The sequence below is a fragment of the Citrobacter sp. Cb028 genome (assembly GCF_030336705.1).
Lineage (GTDB): Bacteria > Pseudomonadota > Gammaproteobacteria > Enterobacterales > Enterobacteriaceae > Citrobacter > Citrobacter braakii.
In genome coordinates this window covers 548604-568288 of sequence record NZ_JAOWCZ010000034.1, presented here as the reverse complement: position 1 = coordinate 568288, position 19685 = coordinate 548604, and the positions used below count along the sequence as shown (strand labels likewise).

Below are 19685 nucleotides of genomic sequence, written 5' to 3'. Positions count from 1 at the left end.
TCATGACGCAATTCAATCCTGTCGATCATCCACATCGCCGTTTTAACCCGCTCACCGGGCAGTGGATCCTCGTATCACCGCATCGCGCCAAACGCCCGTGGCAAGGGGCGCAGGAAACCCCGTCTAAGCAGGTACTGCCTGCACATGACCCGGACTGTTTCCTGTGTGCTGGCAATACGCGCGTTACCGGTGATGTAAATCCGGATTACACCGGAACCTATGTTTTTACCAATGATTTTGCGGCGCTGATGTCCGATACCCCGGACGCGCCGGACAGTCACGATCCGTTGATGCGTTGCCAGAGCGCGCGCGGTACCAGCCGCGTAATTTGCTTCTCGCCAGATCACAGCAAAACGCTGCCAGAACTCAGCGTCCCTGCGCTGACAGAAATCGTAAAAACGTGGCAGGAGCAGACCGAAGACTTAGGGAAAACCTATCCCTGGGTGCAGGTATTTGAGAATAAAGGCGCGGCGATGGGGTGCTCGAACCCGCACCCGCACGGTCAAATTTGGGCCAACAGCTTTTTGCCCAACGAAGCTGAACGTGAAAATCGCCTACAGAAAGCATACTTCGCCGAACAGGGCGCGCCGATGCTCGTTGATTACGTCCAGCGTGAACTGGCAGACGGCAGCCGTACGGTCGTTGAAACTGAGCACTGGCTGGCGGTTGTCCCTTACTGGGCCGCGTGGCCGTTCGAAACGCTGCTGCTGCCGAAAGCGCATGTGCTGCGTATTACCGATTTGACCAACGAGCAGCGTGCTGACCTGGCGCTGGCGTTGAAAAAACTGACCAGTCGTTACGACAACCTGTTCCAGTGCTCATTCCCCTACTCCATGGGCTGGCACGGCGCGCCGTTTAACGGTGAAGAAAACGAACACTGGCAGTTGCACGCGCACTTTTACCCGCCGCTGCTGCGTTCCGCGACCGTGCGTAAATTTATGGTCGGTTATGAAATGCTGGCAGAAACCCAGCGAGATCTGACTGCAGAACAAGCGGCTGAGCGACTGCGTGCGGTCAGCGACATCCATTTTCGCGAATCCGGAGTGTAAATAATGAGTCTGAAAGAAAAAACACAATCTCTGTTTACAGAAACGTTTGGCTACCCTGCCACCCATACTATTCAGGCACCGGGTCGTGTAAACCTGATCGGCGAACATACCGATTATAACGACGGCTTCGTTCTGCCCTGCGCCATCGACTATCAAACCGTCATCAGCTGCGCGGCACGCGACGATCGAAAAGTACGCGTCATCGCCGCTGATTACGACAATCAGGTTGATGAGTTCTCTCTCGATGCGCCGATTATCGCCCACGATAGCCAGCAGTGGTCAAACTACGTGCGTGGCGTGGTAAAACATCTGCAAAAGCGCAATAACGCCTTTGGCGGCGCGGATCTGGTGATCAGCGGTAACGTCCCGCAGGGTGCGGGCTTAAGCTCTTCTGCCTCACTGGAAGTCGCTGTTGGTACGGTATTCCAGCAGCTTTATCATCTGCCGCTCGACGGCGCGCAGATTGCCCTGAATGGCCAGGAAGCTGAAAACCAGTTTGTCGGTTGTAACTGCGGCATCATGGATCAGCTGATCTCCGCTCTTGGCAAGAAAGATCATGCGCTGCTGATCGACTGCCGTACGCTGGGCACCAAAGCCGTTTCTATGCCTGAGGGCGTAGCGGTGGTGATCATCAACAGCAACTTTAAACGCACGCTGGTCGGCAGCGAATACAACACCCGTCGCGAACAGTGTGAAACTGGCGCGCGTTTCTTCCAGCAGCCAGCGCTGCGTGATGTCAGCCTCGAAGCGTTTAACGCTGTCGCCCACGAGCTGGATCCGATTGTTGCCAAACGCGTGCGCCACGTCATCACGGAAAATGCGCGTACCGTTGAAGCCGCACAGGCACTGGAAAAAGGCGACCTGCTGCGCATGGGCCAGCTGATGGCGGAATCTCACGCCTCAATGCGCGATGACTTTGAAATCACGGTGCCGCAAATTGATACGCTGGTAGAGATTGTCAAAGCGACCATCGGTGATAAAGGCGGTGTGCGGATGACCGGCGGCGGCTTCGGCGGCTGCATCGTGGCGCTGATCCCGCAAGATTTGGTTCCTGCCGTTCAGCAGGCTGTCGCCGCACAGTACGAGGCAAAAACCGGTATTAAAGAAACATTCTACGTCTGCAAACCTTCACAAGGAGCCGGACAATGTTAAACGAAATCCCCGTGCAGGCTCCGGACGGTCAACCGTTTCGCCTGCTCACCCTGCGCAATGACGCAGGGATGGTAGTCACGCTCATGGACTGGGGGGCTACCCTGCTCTCTGCGCGTATACCGCTTAGCGATGGTAGCGTGCGCGAAGCATTACTCGGCTGCGCCAGCCCGGAACAATACCCGGAACAGGCTGCATTTCTGGGGGCTTCGATTGGCCGCTACGCGAACCGTATCGCCAACAGCCGCTATACCTTTGCTGGCGAAACCGTTGAATTACTGCCAAGTCAGGGCAATAACCAACTGCACGGCGGACCAGACGGTTTCGACAAACGTCGCTGGCAGATAGTCAATCAGAATGACCGTCAGGTGCTGTTCGCCTTAACGTCTGACGATGGCGATCAGGGCTTCCCAGGCCATCTTTGCGCCACCGCGCAGTATCGCCTGACTGATGATAATCGTATTTCGATAACTTATCGTGCCACGGTCGATAAACCCTGCCCGGTGAATCTGACGAATCACGTCTATTTTAACCTCGACGGCGATAAAACGGATGTGCGCCAGCATAAGCTGCAAATTCTGGCGGACGAGTACTTACCGGTTGACGAAATGGGTATCCCGTATGATGGACTGAAATCCGTCGCCGGTAGCACGTTCGATTTCCGCACCCCTAAAATCATCAGTAGTGAATTTCTGGCCGATGACGATCAGCGCAAGGTGAAAGGTTACGATCACGCCTTCCTGCTTCAGGCACAGGGCAACGCGCGTACGCCGGTCGCTCAGTTGTGGTCGCAGGATGAAAAACTGCAGATGGTGGTCTACACCTCGGCCCCGGCATTGCAGTTTTACTCCGGTAATTTCCTCGGTGGTACGCCTTCCCGCGGGCCAGAGGCCTACGAAGACTGGCAAGGCCTGGCGCTGGAAAGTGAATTTCTGCCGGACAGCCCGAACCACCCTGAGTGGCCACAGGCGGATTGCTTCCTGCGTCCGGGTGAAGAGTATGCCAGCGTGACGGAATATCAGTTTATTCCAGCTTGATCGTTTCCCCTCCCAGGCCCGATGACGTATCTTTTCGGGCCTGGTGCTTGTTAATCACAGTAGAACCGCTCAAATCCCCACCACTCAAAGACAAAATCGCAACCTTGAGTTCACAAGAACCTTACACTGTAGCGCTATTTTCGCTATGGTTATGCGTAAGCATTGCCGCTTACACATTACGGCAATATAATGAGAATTATTATCATTCGATATGATTTATAGGAGTGAATGTATGGCTGTAACTAAGCTGGTTCTGGTACGTCACGGTGAAAGTCAGTGGAACAACGAAAACCGTTTTACCGGTTGGTATGATGTTGATCTGTCCGAGAAAGGCGTGGGCGAAGCAAAAGCGGCAGGAAAACTGCTGAAAGAGGAAGGCTACAGCTTTGATTTTGCTTATACCTCCGTGCTGAAACGTGCCATCCACACCCTGTGGAACGTACTGGACGAACTGGATCAGGCCTGGCTGCCGGTTGAGAAATCCTGGAAACTGAACGAACGCCATTACGGTGCGCTGCAGGGTTTGAACAAAGCAGAAACCGCGGAAAAATACGGTGATGAGCAGGTTAAGCAGTGGCGTCGCGGCTTTGCGGTTACCCCGCCGGAACTGACCAAAGACGACGAGCGTTATCCGGGTCACGATCCGCGTTATGCGAAGCTGACCGACAAAGAGTTACCGGTTACCGAAAGCCTGGCGCTGACCATCGATCGCGTTATCCCTTACTGGAATGAAACCATTCTGCCGCGCATGAAAAGCGGTGAGCGCGTAATTATCGCCGCTCACGGTAACTCTCTGCGTGCGCTGGTTAAATACCTGGATAACATGGGCGAAGATGAGATCCTTGAACTGAACATCCCGACCGGCGTACCGCTAGTGTATGAGTTCGACGAAAACTTCAAGCCGATCAAACACTACTATCTGGGTAACGCTGACGAGATCGCAGCAAAAGCGGCGGCCGTTGCGAACCAGGGTAAAGCGAAGTAATTTTCGCGGTAAGTTGAAGACAAAGCGTGGATTTCTCCACGCTTTTTTATTTCGGCACGACCAGAAAATGTAGGCCGGATAAGGCATCGCCGCCATCCGGCAGTCTGCACCGGAATGCCTGATGGCGGCGATGCCTTATCCGGCCTATGGGACTTGGTTAACCGCGACGCGCTTTTACCGCATCCGCCAGTTGACGCAACACCGCATCGGTATCTTCCCAACCAATGCATGCGTCGGTGATACTCTTACCGTAGGTCAGCGGCTCACCGCTATCCGGATTCTGATTACCTTCCACCAAATGGCTTTCGATCATCACGCCAATAATTGCTTTTTCGCCACCGGCGACTTGTCCGCAAACATCTTTCGCAACATCCATCTGCTTTTTGAACTGCTTGCTGGAGTTGGCATGGCTGAAGTCGATCATCACTTGCGCAGAGAGTCCTGCTTTGACCAGACCTTCTTTCACGTCCGCAACGTGCTGAGCGCTGTAGTTCGGCTCTTTGCCACCGCGCAGAATGATATGGCAATCACCATTACCACTGGTATTCACGATCGCTGAATGACCCCATTTGGTGACAGACAGGAAGCAGTGCGGTGCCCCTGCAGCGTTGATTGCATCAATCGCCACTTTGATGGTGCCATCGGTACCGTTTTTAAAACCAACCGGGCAGGACAGACCCGATGCCAGCTCGCGGTGCACCTGAGATTCTGTTGTACGTGCCCCAATCGCGCCCCAGCTCATCAGATCGGCGAGATATTGTGGGGTGATCATATCGAGGAATTCACCCGCAGTCGGCAATCCGCTGTCGTTGATATCCAGCAGCAGTTTACGCGCAATGCGCAGCCCATCATTGATCTGGAAGCTGTTGTCCATGTGCGGGTCGTTGATAAGCCCTTTCCAGCCAACGGTGGTACGCGGTTTTTCAAAATAGACGCGCATGACGATTTCAAGCTCACCTTTTAACGCTTCGCGCAGCGCCAGCAGACGAGTGGCATACTCTTTGGCAGCTGCCGGATCATGAATAGAGCACGGCCCAATCACCACCAGAAGGCGATCGTCGCTCCCTTTCAGAATTTTATGAATCGCCTTACGGGCATTAGCCACCGTATTGGCGGCATTTTCAGTAGCGGGGAATTTTTCCAGCAGTGCGACTGGTGGTAATAACTCGTTGATCTCTTTAATGCGTAAATCGTCGTTCTGATAATTCATGATTATTCCAGCGTTGCCATACTTATATAAATGAATGCAATCCCTCCAATCTATATCTTCAGTCATAAAGTGTAAACGGGGTTTTACACTTTGGACGGATTAATCCTGGAATTGGCCAAAAAAACGCAATAAAGTAGCGAAAAACGAGATCCAAACTACAATTTCTAACTGTAACAACTTTAATTTTCATAGATTTCAAGATTCTATGCTGGTTTTAATTTCCATAGCAAAACGATTAACCACATATTAATGATGTAACTGGCACATGCACTGTTGGAAGACGTTATCCGACATATCGACCTTAACAGGAGCATATTATGCATATGACAAAGCTGGCTTCACTCTTCCTTACCGCTACACTCAGCCTCGCCAGTGGCGCGGCACTGGCTGCTGAAAGCAACGCGCAGTCCAATAACGGTCAGGCAAATTCCTCGGCTGATGCAGGACAAGTCGCCCCAGACGCCCGCGAAAACGTGGCGCCAAATAATGTCGACAACAGTAACGTGAATTCAGGTGGCACAATGCTGCACCCGGACGGTTCATCAATGAACCATGAAGGGATGACCAAAGATGAGATGCACAAAAACACTATGTGTAAGGACGGTCGCTGCCCTGATGTGAATAAGAAGGTTGAGACCGGAAACGGCATCAACAATGATGTTGACACAAAAACTGATGGCACCACGCAGTAACGCTGAAATTAAAGCTAATAACGGGAGAGCAATAGCTCTCCTTTTTAATTTTATCATCCCAAAAACGGTATGATGGCATACAGTAAAGATGAGAATAACAAAGGGATGGCATAATGGCGCACGCACATACTCATACTTCCTCTGAGCAACCCAAGGACAATAATGCCCGCCGACTGATGTTCGCATTCTGCATTACAGCCGGATTTATGTTGGTTGAAGTGGTGGGTGGAATACTTTCTGGTTCACTGGCCTTGCTGGCCGACGCCGGGCATATGCTCACGGATGCTGCGGCGCTGCTTTTCGCGCTGCTGGCCGTCCGGTTTTCCCGTCGCCCACCCACAATACGACACACCTTCGGCTGGCTGAGGCTCACGACGCTGGCCGCATTTGTTAATGCCATCGCATTGGTCGTTATCACCATTTTAATCGTCTGGGAGGCGATTGAGCGCTTCCAGACACCTCGCCCCGTGGCTGGCGGCATGATGATGGTTATTGCTGTCGCGGGTCTACTGGCCAACGTGCTCGCTTTTTGGGTTTTACATCGCGGCAGTGAAGAGAAAAATCTGAACGTCCGCGCCGCGGCGCTGCATGTGATGGGCGATTTACTCGGCTCTGTCGGGGCAATCATCGCTGCGCTGATTATTATCTGGACGGGCTGGACGCCCGCGGACCCAATTCTCTCGATTCTGGTTTCCGTGCTGGTGCTGCGTAGCGCCTGGCGATTGCTAAAAGATAGCGTTAATGAATTACTGGAAGGTGCCCCGCTGACGCTGGATATCGCCGCACTGCAGCGCCATCTCAGCCGGGATATTCCTGAAGTCCGCAACGTTCACCATGTCCATGTCTGGATGGTGGGCGAAAAACCGGTAATGACACTGCATGTTCAGGTGATCCCGCCACACGATCACGATGCGTTGCTGGAGCGTATTCAGCATTTCCTTATCCATCACTACCAGATTGAACACGCCACAATCCAAATGGAGTATCAGCCATGCAATGGGCCGGACTGTCACCTGTATCAGGGCGTGTCCGGCCATTCACATCATCACCATTAATACCATTAATGAGAAAGCGCGTGGGAACCCCGCTCACGCGCACTGTTAATCCACATCCTGCTACCGTTCAGGGCGATAACCGTCAGGATCATATATTCCAGCGACATGGCATATACGCCTTGCAGGGCAAAGATCACCACGCTAATGACGTTAATGATCACCCACAGCAGCCAGTTTTCAACGTATTTGCGCGTCATCAGGATCATCGCCGCAATCGACAGCACCATCATGCAGGAGTCCCAGAACGGGAATGCATCGGGTTGTAGTTCAGGCACAACAACCTGTAATCCCAATGCCTGCATAATATTCACTGCAATGCCTGTCAGGAACGCAAAGACCGGATCGATATAGATCGACATCAGGCCGATCGCCACCACGCAAGCCGCCAGCCAGCCGATCGCTTTTGGAAGCGGTAGCCAGCGAATTTTCAGTTCCGCTTCATGCTGGTTGGTTTGCCGGGACCAGGCATACCAGCCGTAGATATTTGCGGCAAAGAAGAAAACTTGCAGCAACAAGCTGGCATAGAGCTGGATCTGAAAGAAGATAATTGCAAACAGCGTGACGTTTATCAGACCGAAGAAGTAATTGCTGATTTTCTCAAGGCTCGCCAAGCCAATACACAGCAACCCGGCGATCGTTCCCACGGCTTCGATCCACGACAAATCGTAACCACCCGCGCCAATCGGAATATGTACCAGAATGTTCTGCGTGCTAAAAAAGTCCATCTTTTCCCCCAGAGCAAAAATAAATAATTACGCTCGAAGTGTAGCCGCAAATTCCAACATACGGTTTAACGGCAACAGCGCCCCTTCTCTCAGCGAGTCCTCAACATGTATCTCATGAGCCGCGCCGCCATGTTCCAGGCCCTCAGCAATCGCTTTCAGGCCATTCATCGCCATCCACGGACAATGCGCACAGCTGCGACAGGTTGCCCCCTCGCCAGCCGTCGGAGCTTCAAGCAGCTCTTTATCCGGAACGGCCTGCTGCATTTTGTAAAAAATGCCCCGGTCAGTCGCCACAATCAACTGCTTATGCGGTAACGATTTAGCCGCGTTGATGAGCTGGCTGGTTGAGCCAACCGCATCTGCCATATCAACGATAGACTGAGGGGACTCCGGGTGCACCAGCACCGCGGCATCAGGGTAAAGCCCTTTCATGCGTGTTAAGGCCTGGGTTTTAAACTCGTCGTGGACGATACAGGCGCCCTGCCAACAGAGCACGTCTGCGTCGGTCTGTTTTTGCACGTAGTTGCCCAGATGTCTGTCCGGAGCCCAGATGATTTTTTCACCTAAACTATCAAGATGTTCAATAAGTTCAACCGCGATACTGGAAGTCACGACCCAGTCCGCACGTGCTTTAACGGCAGCAGAGGTATTGGCGTAAACCACCACGGTACGATCCGGATGCGCGTCGCAAAATGCGCTGAACGCGTCAATCGGACAGCCCAGATCTAATGAACATTCCGCCTGTAAGGTCGGCATCAGGATGGTCTTTTCCGGGCTGAGAATTTTGGCAGTTTCTCCCATAAACCTCACGCCCGCAACCAGCAGCGTAGAGGCAGAATGCTTTGCACCGAACCGCGCCATCTCCAGAGAATCAGAAATACAGCCCCCGGTCTCTTCCGCTAACTGCTGAATTTCAGGATCGGTGTAATAATGCGCGACCATAACGGCATCACGCTCTTTCAGCAGGCGCTTGATTTTTTCACGATAAAATTGCTTTTCATCCACACTTAGCGGTACTGGCTTCGGCGGAAACGGATAAATTGCTGCTTCTGGATCAAACATCACGCTCATCTTGCTTTCTCGTTTCACTGGCTTAACGAAATAACCGATTAAAAGCGTGACGCACGCCATATTCGGTTTGATTTGTTTTGTATGCTAAACAAGATAGCGGATTGGCGCAGAAAAGTCACAATAATTGCGTGTGATGAATGCCGGATGGCGTCTGACGTCTTATCCGGCCTACACGAGAAGTGTCGTCTGTAGGCTGATAAGCAAAGGACATCAGGAAATCTTATAAATCGCAGATAGCAAAAAGGCGCCTTTAGGGCGCCTTTTTACACTGGTGGGGCGTGCAGGATGACTCGCTTCGCTTGCCCTTCGGGCCGTCGCCGTGAACGGCTCCGTTGTCTCACTGCGTTCGACCCGAACCTGCTGCAGGTTCGAATCTTATAAGTCGCAGATAGCAAAAAGGCGCCTTTAGGGCGCCTTTTTACACTGGTGGGGCGTGCAGGATTCGAACCTGCGACCAATTGATTAAAAGTCAACTGCTCTACCAACTGAGCTAACGCCCCCGTATGGGGTTTACTGCTTCAATTATTCAGGATGGTGGGTCGTGCAGGATTCGAACCTGCGACCAATTGATTAAAAGTCAACTGCTCTACCAACTGAGCTAACGACCCGCTCGGATGTCACCTGAAAATTCTTTACTCGATACCAATATAAGAATTGGTGGGGCGTGCAGGATGACTCGACTTCGTCTCGCCCTAGCGGGCCGTTGCTAAAGCAACGTTATCCTTCACGTTTAACACCTGAGTACAATGTTAAAGTTGGTGGGGCGTGCAGGATTCGAACCTGCGACCAATTGATTAAAAGTCAACTGCTCTACCAACTGAGCTAACGCCCCGAGTGGTGGGTGATGACGGGATCGAACCGCCGACCCCCTCCTTGTAAGGGAGGTGCTCTCCCAGCTGAGCTAATCACCCGATACTACGCTGGATACTGCATTAAGTGGTGGGGCGTGCAGGATTCGAACCTGCGACCAATTGATTAAAAGTCAACTGCTCTACCAACTGAGCTAACGCCCCACTTTTTTCGCCGCTTTCGGGCTGTTTGATATCCCTTGGCAACGGCGGCATATATTACTGATTTCAGATTTTAGCGCAACAAAAATTTCGATGTAAATAACTCAACTGCTTAGGAATCACACGACGCGACCAGAAATAACACGATTTCTGGTCGCATGGTGGTCATTACATCGCGCCAAGGCGTTTTTGCGCTTGTTTTGCGCCATCAGTGCCAGGATATTTAGTGATAACCTGCTGATAAACCGCTTTAGCTTTTGCTGTGTCACCTTTGTCCTGCATGATGACGCCGACTTTATACATCGCGTCTGCAGCCTTAGGTGATTTTGGGAAGTTTTTAACTACCGAAGCAAAATAGAACGCAGCATCATCTTTTTTACCCTTGTTGTAATTCAACTGACCCAGCCAGTAATTCGCATTGGGCAGGTAAGTAGAGTCCGGGTACTTTTTGATGAAGTTCTGGAATGCTTCAATCGCGTCATCCTGGCGGGATTTATCCTGCACCAGAGCAATCGCTGCATTGTAATCGGTATTCGCATCGCCAGTTTGCACGGGAGCCCCTGACGTTGCTGCAGCTCCCGCATCAGGTGCAGGGGTTGCCGCCCCACTCTGATCGCCACCTGTAGACTGTGCCGCAGGCGCACTACCGCTGCCAAGATTATTCATCTGCAGCAATATCTGCTTCTGTCGCTCAACAACCTGATTCAGTTGATATTGATTTTCCTGAATTTGACCACGCAGGGAATCGATATCGGACTGATTATCGGAGAGTTGTTGCTGGAGTTGGGTTAAAAGCTGACTGTGAGCGTTAGAAATACGCTCGAGTTGAGTGACACGGTCTTCGACCGAGCCTGAGCCGACACTACTGATTGGCGCCTGTGCAAAAGCGGCCCAAGGGGCCGCTATGCCAACCAGTAACGACAGACTCAACAGGTGATGTCTGAAGTTACTGCTCATGCAATTCTCTTAGTAAACCAGTACGGCGCGACGGTTTTTGGCGTAAGCCGCTTCGTCATGACCCAGTACTGCAGGTTTTTCTTTACCGTAAGAAACGATGGAGATCTGGTCAGCAGAAACGCCTTTACCCTGCAGGTACATCTTAACGGCGTTCGCACGACGCTCACCCAGGGAGATGTTGTACTCAGGAGTACCACGTTCGTCCGCATGACCTTCTACGGTGACTTTGTAAGACGGGTTGCTACGCAGGAAGTTAGCGTGAGCATCCAGCATTGCAGCGAAGTCAGAACGGATATCGTACTTGTCCAGATCGAAGTAAACGATGTTGTTCTGCTGCAGCTGTTGCATCTGAAGACGCGCTTGCTCTTCAGAAGACATGTTGCCGCTGCCGTTTGCATCCATACCAGTGCCGGCACCCAGCATGCCTTCGCTGCCGTCATTGCTGGCGTTCTTGTTAGAAGAACACGCTGCAATAGCCATAACAGGCAGAGCAATCATCAGCCCTTTCAGCACTTTGTTCAGTTGCATTTCAATGATTCCTTTATTAATCAATTATTTATTATCACAGATACGGCGACCAGGCAGGGAATTTAACCTGACCATCAGTTGCCGGAAGACGCGCTTTGAAACGCCCATCTGTAGAAACCAAATTCAGCACGGATCCCATCCCCTGAGAAGAGCTGTAGATTACCATAGTGCCGTTAGGTGCCAGACTTGGCGTTTCATCCAGGAACGTTGACGACAGGACTTGTACGCCACCCGCTACCAGATCTTGTTTGGCAATGTGCTGCTGACCATTGGCTGAGCTTACCATTACCATAAACTTACCGTCGCTGCTCACATCCGCATCCTGGTTTTGCGAACCTTCCCAGGTAATACGCTGCGGAGCACCGCCGTTGACGTTAACTTTATATACCTGCGGACGACCGGCCTGGTCAGAGGTAAAGGCCAGGTTTTGGCTGTCCGGGAACCAGGTAGGTTCCGTGTTGTTGCTGCGACCATCCGTCACCTGACGGATCTGACCGGAACCAATGTCCATGACATACAGGTTCAGGCTACCGGTTTTAGACAGGGCAAACGCCAGTTTGCTGCCATCCGGAGAAAACGCAGGTGCACCGTTGTGACGTGGGAACGACGCTACCTGACGAACCGCGCCATTAGACAACGTCTGAATAACCAGCGCAGAACGACCGCTTTCGAAAGTGACATATGCCAGCTTTGAACCGTCCGGAGACCATGCCGGAGACATCAGCGGCTGCGGAGAACGGTGTACCACGAACTGGTTGTAGCCATCGTAGTCGGATACACGTAATTCGTATGGGAACTGGCCGCCGTTCGTCTGAACAACATAAGCGATACGGGTACGGAATGCACCTTTAATACCGGTCAGTTTTTCAAACACTTCGTCACTTGCAGTATGGCCCGCGTAACGCAACCACTGCTTGTTCACTTTATAGGTGTTCTGTGCCAGTACGGTACCCGGTGCGCCACCGGTATCTACCAGTTGATAAGCAACGCTGTAGGAACCATCCGGATTTGGCGTAACCTGACCTACTACCACGGCATCAATACCCAGCGCAGACCATGCGGCAGGTTGAACTTCCTGTGCGGTACCCGGCTGCTGTGGCAGGCGAGAACGGTCTAACGGATTAAATTTACCGCTGTTACGCAGGTCAGCGCCTACGATACCACCGATATCTTCAGGTGCAGCACCCGGCCCTGCCCACTGGAATGGGACAACACCAATCGGGCGTGCCGAGTCCACCCCCTGGGTGATCTCGATACGTACTTCTGCGTGCAGCACCGCTGCCCACAGCATCAGAAAACCAAATGCTACTCGTAATGCCTGCTTCATCATATCTCCCTTATCTGGACGGAAAGCCCACGATAATTTAGCAGAATGTTAACAAACTCAAATACACAAAACTACCAGAACGCTGTCTCAACCTTAGACCGTTTCCCCTGAATTCTCAGGGACGTTATTACAGTTTAAAGTCCAGCTTGGCATCTTTTACTTTTTCATAAACAGCCTGGCTAGGCGGTTTAGGAATTCTGGCTGTTTTCGCAGCCGTCAGCGCAGCCTGGCACAATGCCGGATCTCCGCCCTCTTCGGTCACATCCAGTAACAGACCATCGGGTGCTAACTTGATATGTAATACGCAAGATTTACCCGCATACAAATCGGCACCATACAGACGGCTCTGGATCGCATTACGAATTTGAGATGCGTAAGCACTGATATCAGCGCCAGATGCACCGCCATTTGCACCACTTGTACCACTATCTTTCGCCGGTTGACCGTTTCCTTTCGCTCCACCACCCGATTTCGGTGCATTCTTACCGGAGCTTAAGTCGCCTAACAAGTCGTCAACGCCAGAGGCTGCAGCTGCTTTTTCGGCCGCAGCCTTTTTCGCAGCCGCCGCTTTATCTGCCGCAGCTTTCTTATCGGCAGCGGCTTTCTCGGCTGCAGCTTTTTTATCTGCTGCTGCTTTTTCCGCTGCGGCTTTCTTATCAGCCGCAGCCTTTTCAGCAGCGGCAGCTTTCGCGGCAGCGGCTTTTTCTGCTTTCTCTGCAGCAGCTTTCTCGGCTGCTGCTTGCTTAGCGGCTTCAGCCTGAGCTTTCTTCGCGGCGTCTGCGGCAGCCTTAGCAGCTTGTGCTTCGGCAATTTTCTTCGCATCAGCGGCGGCTTTAGCGGCTTCAGCCTCTGCTTTTTTCTGTGCGTCTGCAGCGGCTTTCTTCGCGGCATCTGCCGCTTGTTTCGCCTGAGCATCAGCTTTGGCCTTCGCGTCTGCAGCAGCCTTCGCCGCAGCTTCTTCAGCCTGTTTCTGTTGCTCTTGCGCTTTCGCGGCGGCGGCTTCGGCCTGTTTCTGCTGTTCCGCCTGTTCGCGCACTTTTTCCTGCGCGGCTAAACGTTCTTTTTCAAGTTGCTTCAGTCGCTCTTGCTCGGCCGCCTGCTTCTCGCGAAGTTCCTCAGCTTGCTGCTGCGCCTGTTTTTCACGCTGCTCTTCTGCACGTTTAGCACTTGCCTGCTGTTGCTGTTGCCTGTCGTACTGTTGCACAACGGCGCCAGGATCGACCATAACGGCGTCGATGGACGAACCGCCACCGCCGCCGGCTGAAGCATCAATGTGCTCATCGAACGAACTCCAGATCAGCGCTGCAAATAAAATGACATGCAGCACCGCTGAAATAATTATCGCCCTTTTGAGCTTGTCGTTTTGTTCGGTTGCCTTTGACACTCTCGGTTCCCAAAAAACTGTTCGCCTGTTACGCGCTATCTTTCAAGCCAGCAAAACGCAGTCATCAGATTGGCTGCGTCATCAAGCCAACCGATTTTACGCCTGCACTGTGTAACAAGTTCAGCGCTTTAATTATTTCATCATAAGGCACGTCTTTCGCACCACCGATTAAAAAGACCGTTTTCGGATTGGTCTGCAGGCGACTTTTCGCTTCCGCGATAACCTGCTCCGGCGGCAGTTGATCCATACGATCTTTCTCAACGACCACGCTGTATTGCCCTATCCCGGAAACTTCAATAATGACCGGCGGTTCGTCGTTACTGCTGACAGCTTGCGATTCGGTCGCATCCGGCAGGTCGACTTCCACACTCTGCGTAATAATCGGCGCGGTTGCCATAAAGATCAGCAACAGCACCAGTAGTACGTCGAGCAGCGGTACAATATTGATTTCGGACTTGAGTTCGCGACGACCTCGTCCACGCGTTCTGGCCATGGCTTACCCCTTGTTGCTCTCGCTAACGGTAAACGCCTGGCGGTGCAGAATCGCGGTGAACTCTTCCATAAAGTTGTCGTAATTCAGTTCCAGCTTGTTCACGCGCTGATTCAGTCGGTTGTAAGCCATAACCGCCGGGATTGCCGCAAACAGACCGATAGCCGTTGCAATCAACGCCTCCGCGATACCCGGTGCGACCATTTGCAGCGTTGCCTGTTTTACCGCGCCTAACGCGATAAATGCGTGCATGATCCCCCAAACGGTACCGAACAGACCGATATACGGGCTGATGGAGCCGACGGTGCCGAGGAATGGAATATGCGTTTCCAGCGTTTCCAGTTCACGGTTCATCGAGATACGCATCGCACGGGATGCCCCCTCAACGACCGCTTCCGGCGCATGACTATTCGCCCGATGCAGACGCGCAAACTCTTTGAATCCGCTGTAGAAAATTTGTTCCGAGCCCACCAGATTATCACGACGCCCCTGGCTTTCCTGATACAGGCGCGACAATTCAATGCCGGACCAGAACTTGTCTTCAAATGCTTCGGCTTCACGTGAAGCCGCATTAAGAATACGGGTCCGCTGGATAATAATGGCCCAGGATGCGATTGAGAAACCAATCAAAATCAACATGATAAGTTTAACCAGAAGGCTTGCCTTCAGGAACAAATCAAGGATATTCATGTCAGTCACTGCTTAAACTCCGCGACAATAGACTTGGGAAGCGCACGAGGCTTCATTTTGAGTGGATCAACGCAAACAATCAGAACTTCGGCTTCATTCAGCACGGTGTTCTCTGCGTTGACAATGCGTTGCGTGAAAACCAATGAGGTGCCACGCATTGACGTAATTTCGGTTTGGACTTCGAGCATATCGTCGAGCCGGGCAGGCGCAAAATACTCCAGCGTCATCTTGCGCACCACAAAGGCTACACGTTCGGCCAACAGGACCTGCTGACTGAAGTGATGATGACGCAGCATTTCTGTGCGTGCTCTTTCGTAAAAAGCGACGTAGCTGGCGTGGTAAACCACTCCACCGGCATCGGTGTCTTCATAGTAGACACGAACCGGCCATCGAAACATATACTTGTTCATTCTTACTGCCTCTTTGTTGGCTTCGCCCACTCACACCGGTCGCTTAACTTTGTAAGCGCTTGGTGACTCGCGTTCTTGCCGCCGCGATGCTTCAAGAATGTCGTTGTATATCGCGCTGTATTCACTTTACATCCCGGTAATGCAATTAAGTTGCGTCCTGATGGTCCAGTGTCGCCACCGCACACAACTCCAGGGCACAACCTTAGGTTAATGCTTTCAAACTTCGCTACTATACGCGCGGGAATGGTGGTTTGGAATGGGGGAAAGTAAACGGAGAGTAAAAATTTATGGGCTTATGCAAGCCCATAAATATTTAAGGATGTTTCTTATTCAAAAGAAGAAGAAAATCAGACCAACAACCAGGACGATATCTGCGATTAGCGGGCAGAAAATGCCCTGCCAGTGTACGGCGCGAGGACGAAAACCAACGCCGTGAATGATGCCTGCGCAGACCGCCCACATCAGCAGGAGACCATGCCAGATTTCCAGCTCACTGGTTTTGGCCGCGAAACGTGACGGATCCCAGAATATGCAGCCAGCCAACACGATTGCCAGCACAAAGGAAAGCGCCCGCAAGGGGCGCTTGTCCATCGCGTTATACTGCATCGCGATAATGTTGGTCATCAGCTATCTTCTTGTCCGGCTTTGCCTGATTCAACGTGCTCAAGCGCCAGCGCTGTGATTATCCCAAATGCACAGGCAAGAAGCGTTCCCAAAATCCATGCGAAATACCACATTTTAAGCTCCTTACTTAGTACAGAGAGTGGGTGTTGCTTTCAATATCTTCTTTGGTGATGCGACCGAACATCTTCCAGTAACACCAGCCGGTGTACAGCAGAATGATCGGAACGAACACACAAGCTACATACGTCATCAGATTCAGCGTCAGCTGGCTGGACGTTGCATCCCACATGGTCAGACTTGCGTTCATCATGGTGCTGGATGGCATCACAAACGGGAACATTGCGATACCAGCCGTCAGGATGATGCAGGCTAACGTCAGTGAAGAGAAGACGAACGCCCATGCCCCTTTCTCCATACGAGAAGTCAGGATGGTCAACAGCGGCAGAACCACGCCCAGTGCAGGAACCAGCCACAGGATAGGTGCATTGTTAAAGTTCACCATCCATGCGCCAGCCACGCGAGCCACTTCTTTGGTCAGCGGGTTAGAGGCGGCATGATGATCCAGTGCTGAGGTCACAACATAACCGTCAATACCGTAAATCACCCACACACCAGCCAGCGCGAAGCAGACCATAGTGACCAGTGCCGCAACCTGCGACGTTGCACGCGCACGCAGATGCAGTTCACCTACCGTACGCATCTGCAGATAGGTCGCGCCCTGGGTGATGATCATCCCAACACTCACGACACCCGCCAGCAGACCAAACGGATTCAGCAACTGGAAGAAGTTACCGGTGTAGTACAAACGCATGTAGTCGTCTACGTGGAACGGAACCCCTTGCAGCAGGTTGCCGAACGCCACGCCAATAACCAGCGGTGGAACGAAGCTACCAATGAAGATGCCCCAGTCCCACATGTTGCGCCAGCGCATGTCTTCAATCTTGGAGCGGTAATCAAAACCGACCGGACGGAAGAACAAAGACGCCAGTACCAGGATCATCGCCACATAGAAACCGGAGAACGCAGCGGCATACACCATCGGCCAAGCAGCGAACAGTGCGCCACCCGCGGTGATGAGCCAAACCTGGTTACCGTCCCAGTGCGGGGCGATGGAGTTAATCATAATTCGACGCTCGGTATCATTACGACCGAGGAAACGGGTGAGCATGCCCACCCCCATGTCGAAGCCATCAGTGACCGCGAAACCAATCAGCAGAATGCCAACCAGCAGCCACCAGATAAAACGCAATACTTCATAATCGATCATTTGACGACTCCTGTCTTAGCGTGCCGGCTGAGAAGTCACAGTGGACTGCTCGTAGTGATAACGACCGGTTTTCAGGCTACTCGGCCCAAGGCGTGCGAACTTGAACATCAGATACAGTTCAGCCACCAGGAACAGGGTATACAGGCCGCAAATCAACAGCATCGAGAAGATGAGGTCGCCAGCGGTCAGCGAAGAGTTCGCTACGGCTGTTGGTAACACTTCACCAATCGCCCACGGTTGGCGGCCGTACTCTGCAACAAACCAACCGGATTCAATGGCAATCCACGGCAGAGGAATCGCATACAGCGCGGTGCGCAGCAGCCATTTTTTCTCACCGATACGGTTACGAATCACGGTCCAGAAGGACACTGCGATGATTGCCAGCATCAGAATGCCGCACGCCACCATAATACGGAAAGCGAAGTACAGCGGCGCAACGCGAGGAATAGAATCTTTCGTTGCCTGCTGAATTTGCGCTTCGGTCGCGTCGGTGACGTTATCCGTATAGCGTTTCAGCAGCAGACCATAACCCAGGTCTTTCTTCATGCTGTTGAACTGGTCGCGAACGGCCTGATCGGTAGTTCCTGCACGCAGTTCTTCCAGCAGTTGATACGCTTTCATCCCGTTACGGATGCGCTCTTCGTGCTGCACCATCAGGTCTTTCAGACCAATGACCGGTGTATCAACAGAGCGGGTGGCAATGATGCCCAGCGCATAAGGAATTTGAATCGCAAAATGGTTTTCCTGCGCATCCTGGTCCGGAATACCGAACAGGGTAAAGGAAGCCGGTGCAGGCTGCGTTTCCCATTCCGCTTCAATAGCAGCGAGTTTGGTTTTCTGCACGTCGCCCATTTCGTAACCGGATTCATCACCCAGAACGATAACAGACAGAATAGCAGCCATACCAAAGCTGGCGGCGATTGCAAAAGAACGTTTAGCAAACGCGAAGTCACGACCACGCAGCATATAGTAGGAGCTGATCCCCAGAACGAACATCGCGCCACAGACATAACCAGATGCCACAGTGTGAACAAATTTCACCTGTGCTACCGGGTTGAGCACCAGTTCAGAGAAGCTCAGCATCTCCATGCGCATGGTTTCAAAGTTGAAATCCGCGGCGATTGGGTTTTGCATCCAGCCGTTCGCAACCAGAATCCACAGTGCGGACAGGTTAGAACCCAGGGCCACCAGCCAGGTGACGCACATATGCTGGACTTTACCCAAACGGTCCCAGCCGAAGAAGAACAGACCTACAAAGGTGGATTCGAGGAAGAAGGCCATCAAACCTTCGATCGCCAGCGGCGCACCGAAAATATCCCCTACATAGTGGGAGTAGTAAGACCAGTTAGTCCCGAACTGGAATTCCATGGTCAGACCGGTTGCCACACCCAGAGCGAAGTTGATACCAAACAACTTGCCCCAGAACTTGGTCATATCTTTATAAATCTGTTTGCCGGAAAGGACGTAGACCGTTTCCATGATGGCCAGCAAGAACGCCATACCTAGCGTCAGTGGCACAAACAGGAAGTGGTACATCGCGGTCAAGGCAAACTGTAAGCGCGACAGTTCGACTATATCTAACATCATGACTCCTTGCTCATCGCATGAAGACTCCGAGAGTGAACCCCGTTAGAAAGGGTCACACGCATGCCCCAATACAAATTTATCTGCTTCCCTCCGCCGCTGCTCTTTCTTCTCATTTGAAGAAAGGACAATGATGAAAGGTTACAAACATGTTAATAAAACACTCAAATTGATCCCGCAATTATATTACGCCGTAAAATCCTTACAATAAACAGGTTTTTATCGAGGTAAATTTGCATTTTTCGATAGTGATCAATTTATAGCTAATTTATCACTTTCAGACCAATTTGATCTGCAGCAATTTAACCTCTTTTGAGGCTGTTTACCAAGTTTTAAACATTGATTTAAATCAATTTTCAAATTTAATGTTAATAGTGTTTAACAGTCAGGCGACTAGTGAACGCCATGTTAACGGTATGTTTTTCAATGAGTAATTGCCGT

Annotated in this window: 20 protein-coding genes, 5 tRNA genes and 1 other RNA gene; 6 read left to right on the top strand and 20 right to left on the bottom strand. The window is 52.0% G+C overall.

All coding sequences use genetic code 11. The annotated features are described in order from the left end of the window. Positions 1 to 2: 2 nt before the first annotated feature. From galT to gpmA, 4 genes are all read left to right on the top strand, one after another. Positions 3 to 1049 (top strand): galactose-1-phosphate uridylyltransferase, encoded by a 1047-nt coding sequence (galT, locus tag OGV75_RS12220; protein WP_016156021.1) that lies wholly within the window; start codon positions 3 to 5, stop codon positions 1047 to 1049. Positions 1050 to 1052: 3 nt separating this feature from the next. Next, positions 1053 to 2201 (top strand): galactokinase, encoded by a 1149-nt coding sequence (gene galK / locus OGV75_RS12215; protein WP_047359465.1) that lies wholly within the window; start codon positions 1053 to 1055, stop codon positions 2199 to 2201. Beyond that, positions 2195 to 3235: a galactose-1-epimerase gene (galM, locus tag OGV75_RS12210; RefSeq protein WP_053389684.1), complete on the top strand. Its 1041-nt coding sequence runs from the start codon at positions 2195 to 2197 to the stop codon at positions 3233 to 3235. The genes galK and galM overlap by 7 nt, the downstream gene beginning before the upstream one ends. Positions 3236 to 3467: 232 nt before the next feature. Next, positions 3468 to 4220 (top strand): 2,3-diphosphoglycerate-dependent phosphoglycerate mutase, encoded by a 753-nt coding sequence (gene gpmA / locus OGV75_RS12205; RefSeq protein ID WP_003022999.1) that lies wholly within the window; start codon positions 3468 to 3470, stop codon positions 4218 to 4220. Positions 4221 to 4377: 157 nt separating this feature from the next. Here the strand turns inward: gpmA and aroG are convergent, their stop codons facing one another. Continuing rightward, positions 4378 to 5430 carry a 3-deoxy-7-phosphoheptulonate synthase AroG gene (gene aroG / locus OGV75_RS12200; RefSeq protein ID WP_286480703.1) on the bottom strand — a complete coding sequence of 351 codons (1053 nt, stop codon included), beginning with the start codon at positions 5428 to 5430 and terminating at the stop codon, positions 4378 to 4380. A gap of 317 nt (positions 5431 to 5747) precedes the next feature. Between aroG and OGV75_RS12195 the strand changes: the two genes are divergently transcribed. Next, complete coding sequence (locus OGV75_RS12195) at positions 5748 to 6122, top strand: YbgS-like family protein (protein WP_016152318.1); 375 nt, start codon at positions 5748 to 5750, stop codon at positions 6120 to 6122. Between the two features lie 113 nt (positions 6123 to 6235). Continuing rightward, positions 6236 to 7177: a CDF family zinc transporter ZitB gene (zitB, locus tag OGV75_RS12190; protein WP_019076308.1), complete on the top strand. Its 942-nt coding sequence runs from the start codon at positions 6236 to 6238 to the stop codon at positions 7175 to 7177. 5 nt (positions 7178 to 7182) lie between these two features. Here the strand turns inward: zitB and pnuC are convergent, their stop codons facing one another. From pnuC to cydA, 19 genes are all read right to left on the bottom strand, one after another. Further along, entirely contained in the window at positions 7183 to 7902 is a 720-nt protein-coding gene (pnuC, locus tag OGV75_RS12185) for a nicotinamide riboside transporter PnuC (RefSeq protein ID WP_016152316.1), read from the bottom strand. A gap of 27 nt (positions 7903 to 7929) precedes the next feature. Then, complete coding sequence (gene nadA, locus OGV75_RS12180; protein WP_200013821.1) at positions 7930 to 8973, bottom strand: quinolinate synthase NadA; 1044 nt, start codon at positions 8971 to 8973, stop codon at positions 7930 to 7932. Positions 8974 to 9242: 269 nt separating this feature from the next. Then, a non-coding RNA gene (locus tag OGV75_RS12175) (RtT sRNA) lies at positions 9243 to 9368 on the bottom strand. 29 nt (positions 9369 to 9397) lie between these two features. After that, a tRNA-Lys gene (locus OGV75_RS12170) sits at positions 9398 to 9473 on the bottom strand. Between the two features lie 32 nt (positions 9474 to 9505). Continuing rightward, positions 9506 to 9581 (bottom strand) — tRNA-Lys (locus OGV75_RS12165). Positions 9582 to 9729: 148 nt separating this feature from the next. Continuing rightward, positions 9730 to 9805: transfer RNA gene (locus OGV75_RS12160), tRNA-Lys, on the bottom strand. A 3-nt stretch (positions 9806 to 9808) separates the two neighbouring features. After that, positions 9809 to 9884 (bottom strand) — tRNA-Val (locus tag OGV75_RS12155). Between the two features lie 26 nt (positions 9885 to 9910). Continuing rightward, a tRNA-Lys gene (locus tag OGV75_RS12150) sits at positions 9911 to 9986 on the bottom strand. 165 nt (positions 9987 to 10151) lie between these two features. Then, the gene (cpoB, locus tag OGV75_RS12145; protein ID WP_016156016.1) at positions 10152 to 10940 is read right to left on the bottom strand and encodes a cell division protein CpoB; all 789 of its coding nucleotides are present in this window, start codon (positions 10938 to 10940) and stop codon (positions 10152 to 10154) included. A gap of 9 nt (positions 10941 to 10949) precedes the next feature. Beyond that, a complete protein-coding gene (gene pal / locus OGV75_RS12140) occupies positions 10950 to 11468 on the bottom strand; it encodes a peptidoglycan-associated lipoprotein Pal (protein ID WP_003022983.1) in 519 nt (172 codons plus the stop codon). Positions 11469 to 11502: 34 nt separating this feature from the next. After that, on the bottom strand, positions 11503 to 12795 hold the full coding sequence (gene tolB / locus OGV75_RS12135; RefSeq protein WP_003022981.1) for a Tol-Pal system beta propeller repeat protein TolB: 1293 nt from the start codon (positions 12793 to 12795) through the stop codon (positions 11503 to 11505). 127 nt (positions 12796 to 12922) lie between these two features. After that, complete coding sequence (gene tolA, locus OGV75_RS12130; RefSeq protein WP_016152313.1) at positions 12923 to 14179, bottom strand: cell envelope integrity protein TolA; 1257 nt, start codon at positions 14177 to 14179, stop codon at positions 12923 to 12925. Positions 14180 to 14243: 64 nt separating this feature from the next. Further along, on the bottom strand, positions 14244 to 14672 hold the full coding sequence (gene tolR, locus OGV75_RS12125) for a colicin uptake protein TolR (RefSeq protein WP_003022978.1): 429 nt from the start codon (positions 14670 to 14672) through the stop codon (positions 14244 to 14246). Positions 14673 to 14675: 3 nt separating this feature from the next. After that, the gene (gene tolQ / locus OGV75_RS12120; protein WP_016152312.1) at positions 14676 to 15368 is read right to left on the bottom strand and encodes a Tol-Pal system protein TolQ; all 693 of its coding nucleotides are present in this window, start codon (positions 15366 to 15368) and stop codon (positions 14676 to 14678) included. Then, positions 15365 to 15769 carry a tol-pal system-associated acyl-CoA thioesterase gene (gene ybgC / locus OGV75_RS12115; RefSeq protein ID WP_003831439.1) on the bottom strand — a complete coding sequence of 135 codons (405 nt, stop codon included), beginning with the start codon at positions 15767 to 15769 and terminating at the stop codon, positions 15365 to 15367. The genes tolQ and ybgC overlap by 4 nt, the downstream gene beginning before the upstream one ends. 330 nt (positions 15770 to 16099) lie before the next feature. After that, a complete protein-coding gene (gene ybgE, locus OGV75_RS12110) occupies positions 16100 to 16393 on the bottom strand; it encodes a cyd operon protein YbgE (protein WP_016152311.1) in 294 nt (97 codons plus the stop codon). Then, positions 16393 to 16506, bottom strand: coding sequence for a cytochrome bd-I oxidase subunit CydX (gene cydX, locus OGV75_RS12105; RefSeq protein WP_003022970.1), 114 nt, complete (start codon positions 16504 to 16506; stop codon positions 16393 to 16395). Before cydX ends, ybgE begins: the two co-directional genes overlap by 1 nt. A gap of 14 nt (positions 16507 to 16520) precedes the next feature. Continuing rightward, on the bottom strand, positions 16521 to 17660 hold the full coding sequence (cydB, locus tag OGV75_RS12100; RefSeq protein ID WP_016152310.1) for a cytochrome d ubiquinol oxidase subunit II: 1140 nt from the start codon (positions 17658 to 17660) through the stop codon (positions 16521 to 16523). Between the two features lie 15 nt (positions 17661 to 17675). After that, positions 17676 to 19244: a cytochrome ubiquinol oxidase subunit I gene (gene cydA, locus OGV75_RS12095; RefSeq protein ID WP_016152309.1), complete on the bottom strand. Its 1569-nt coding sequence runs from the start codon at positions 19242 to 19244 to the stop codon at positions 17676 to 17678. Positions 19245 to 19685: the final 441 nt, after the last annotated feature.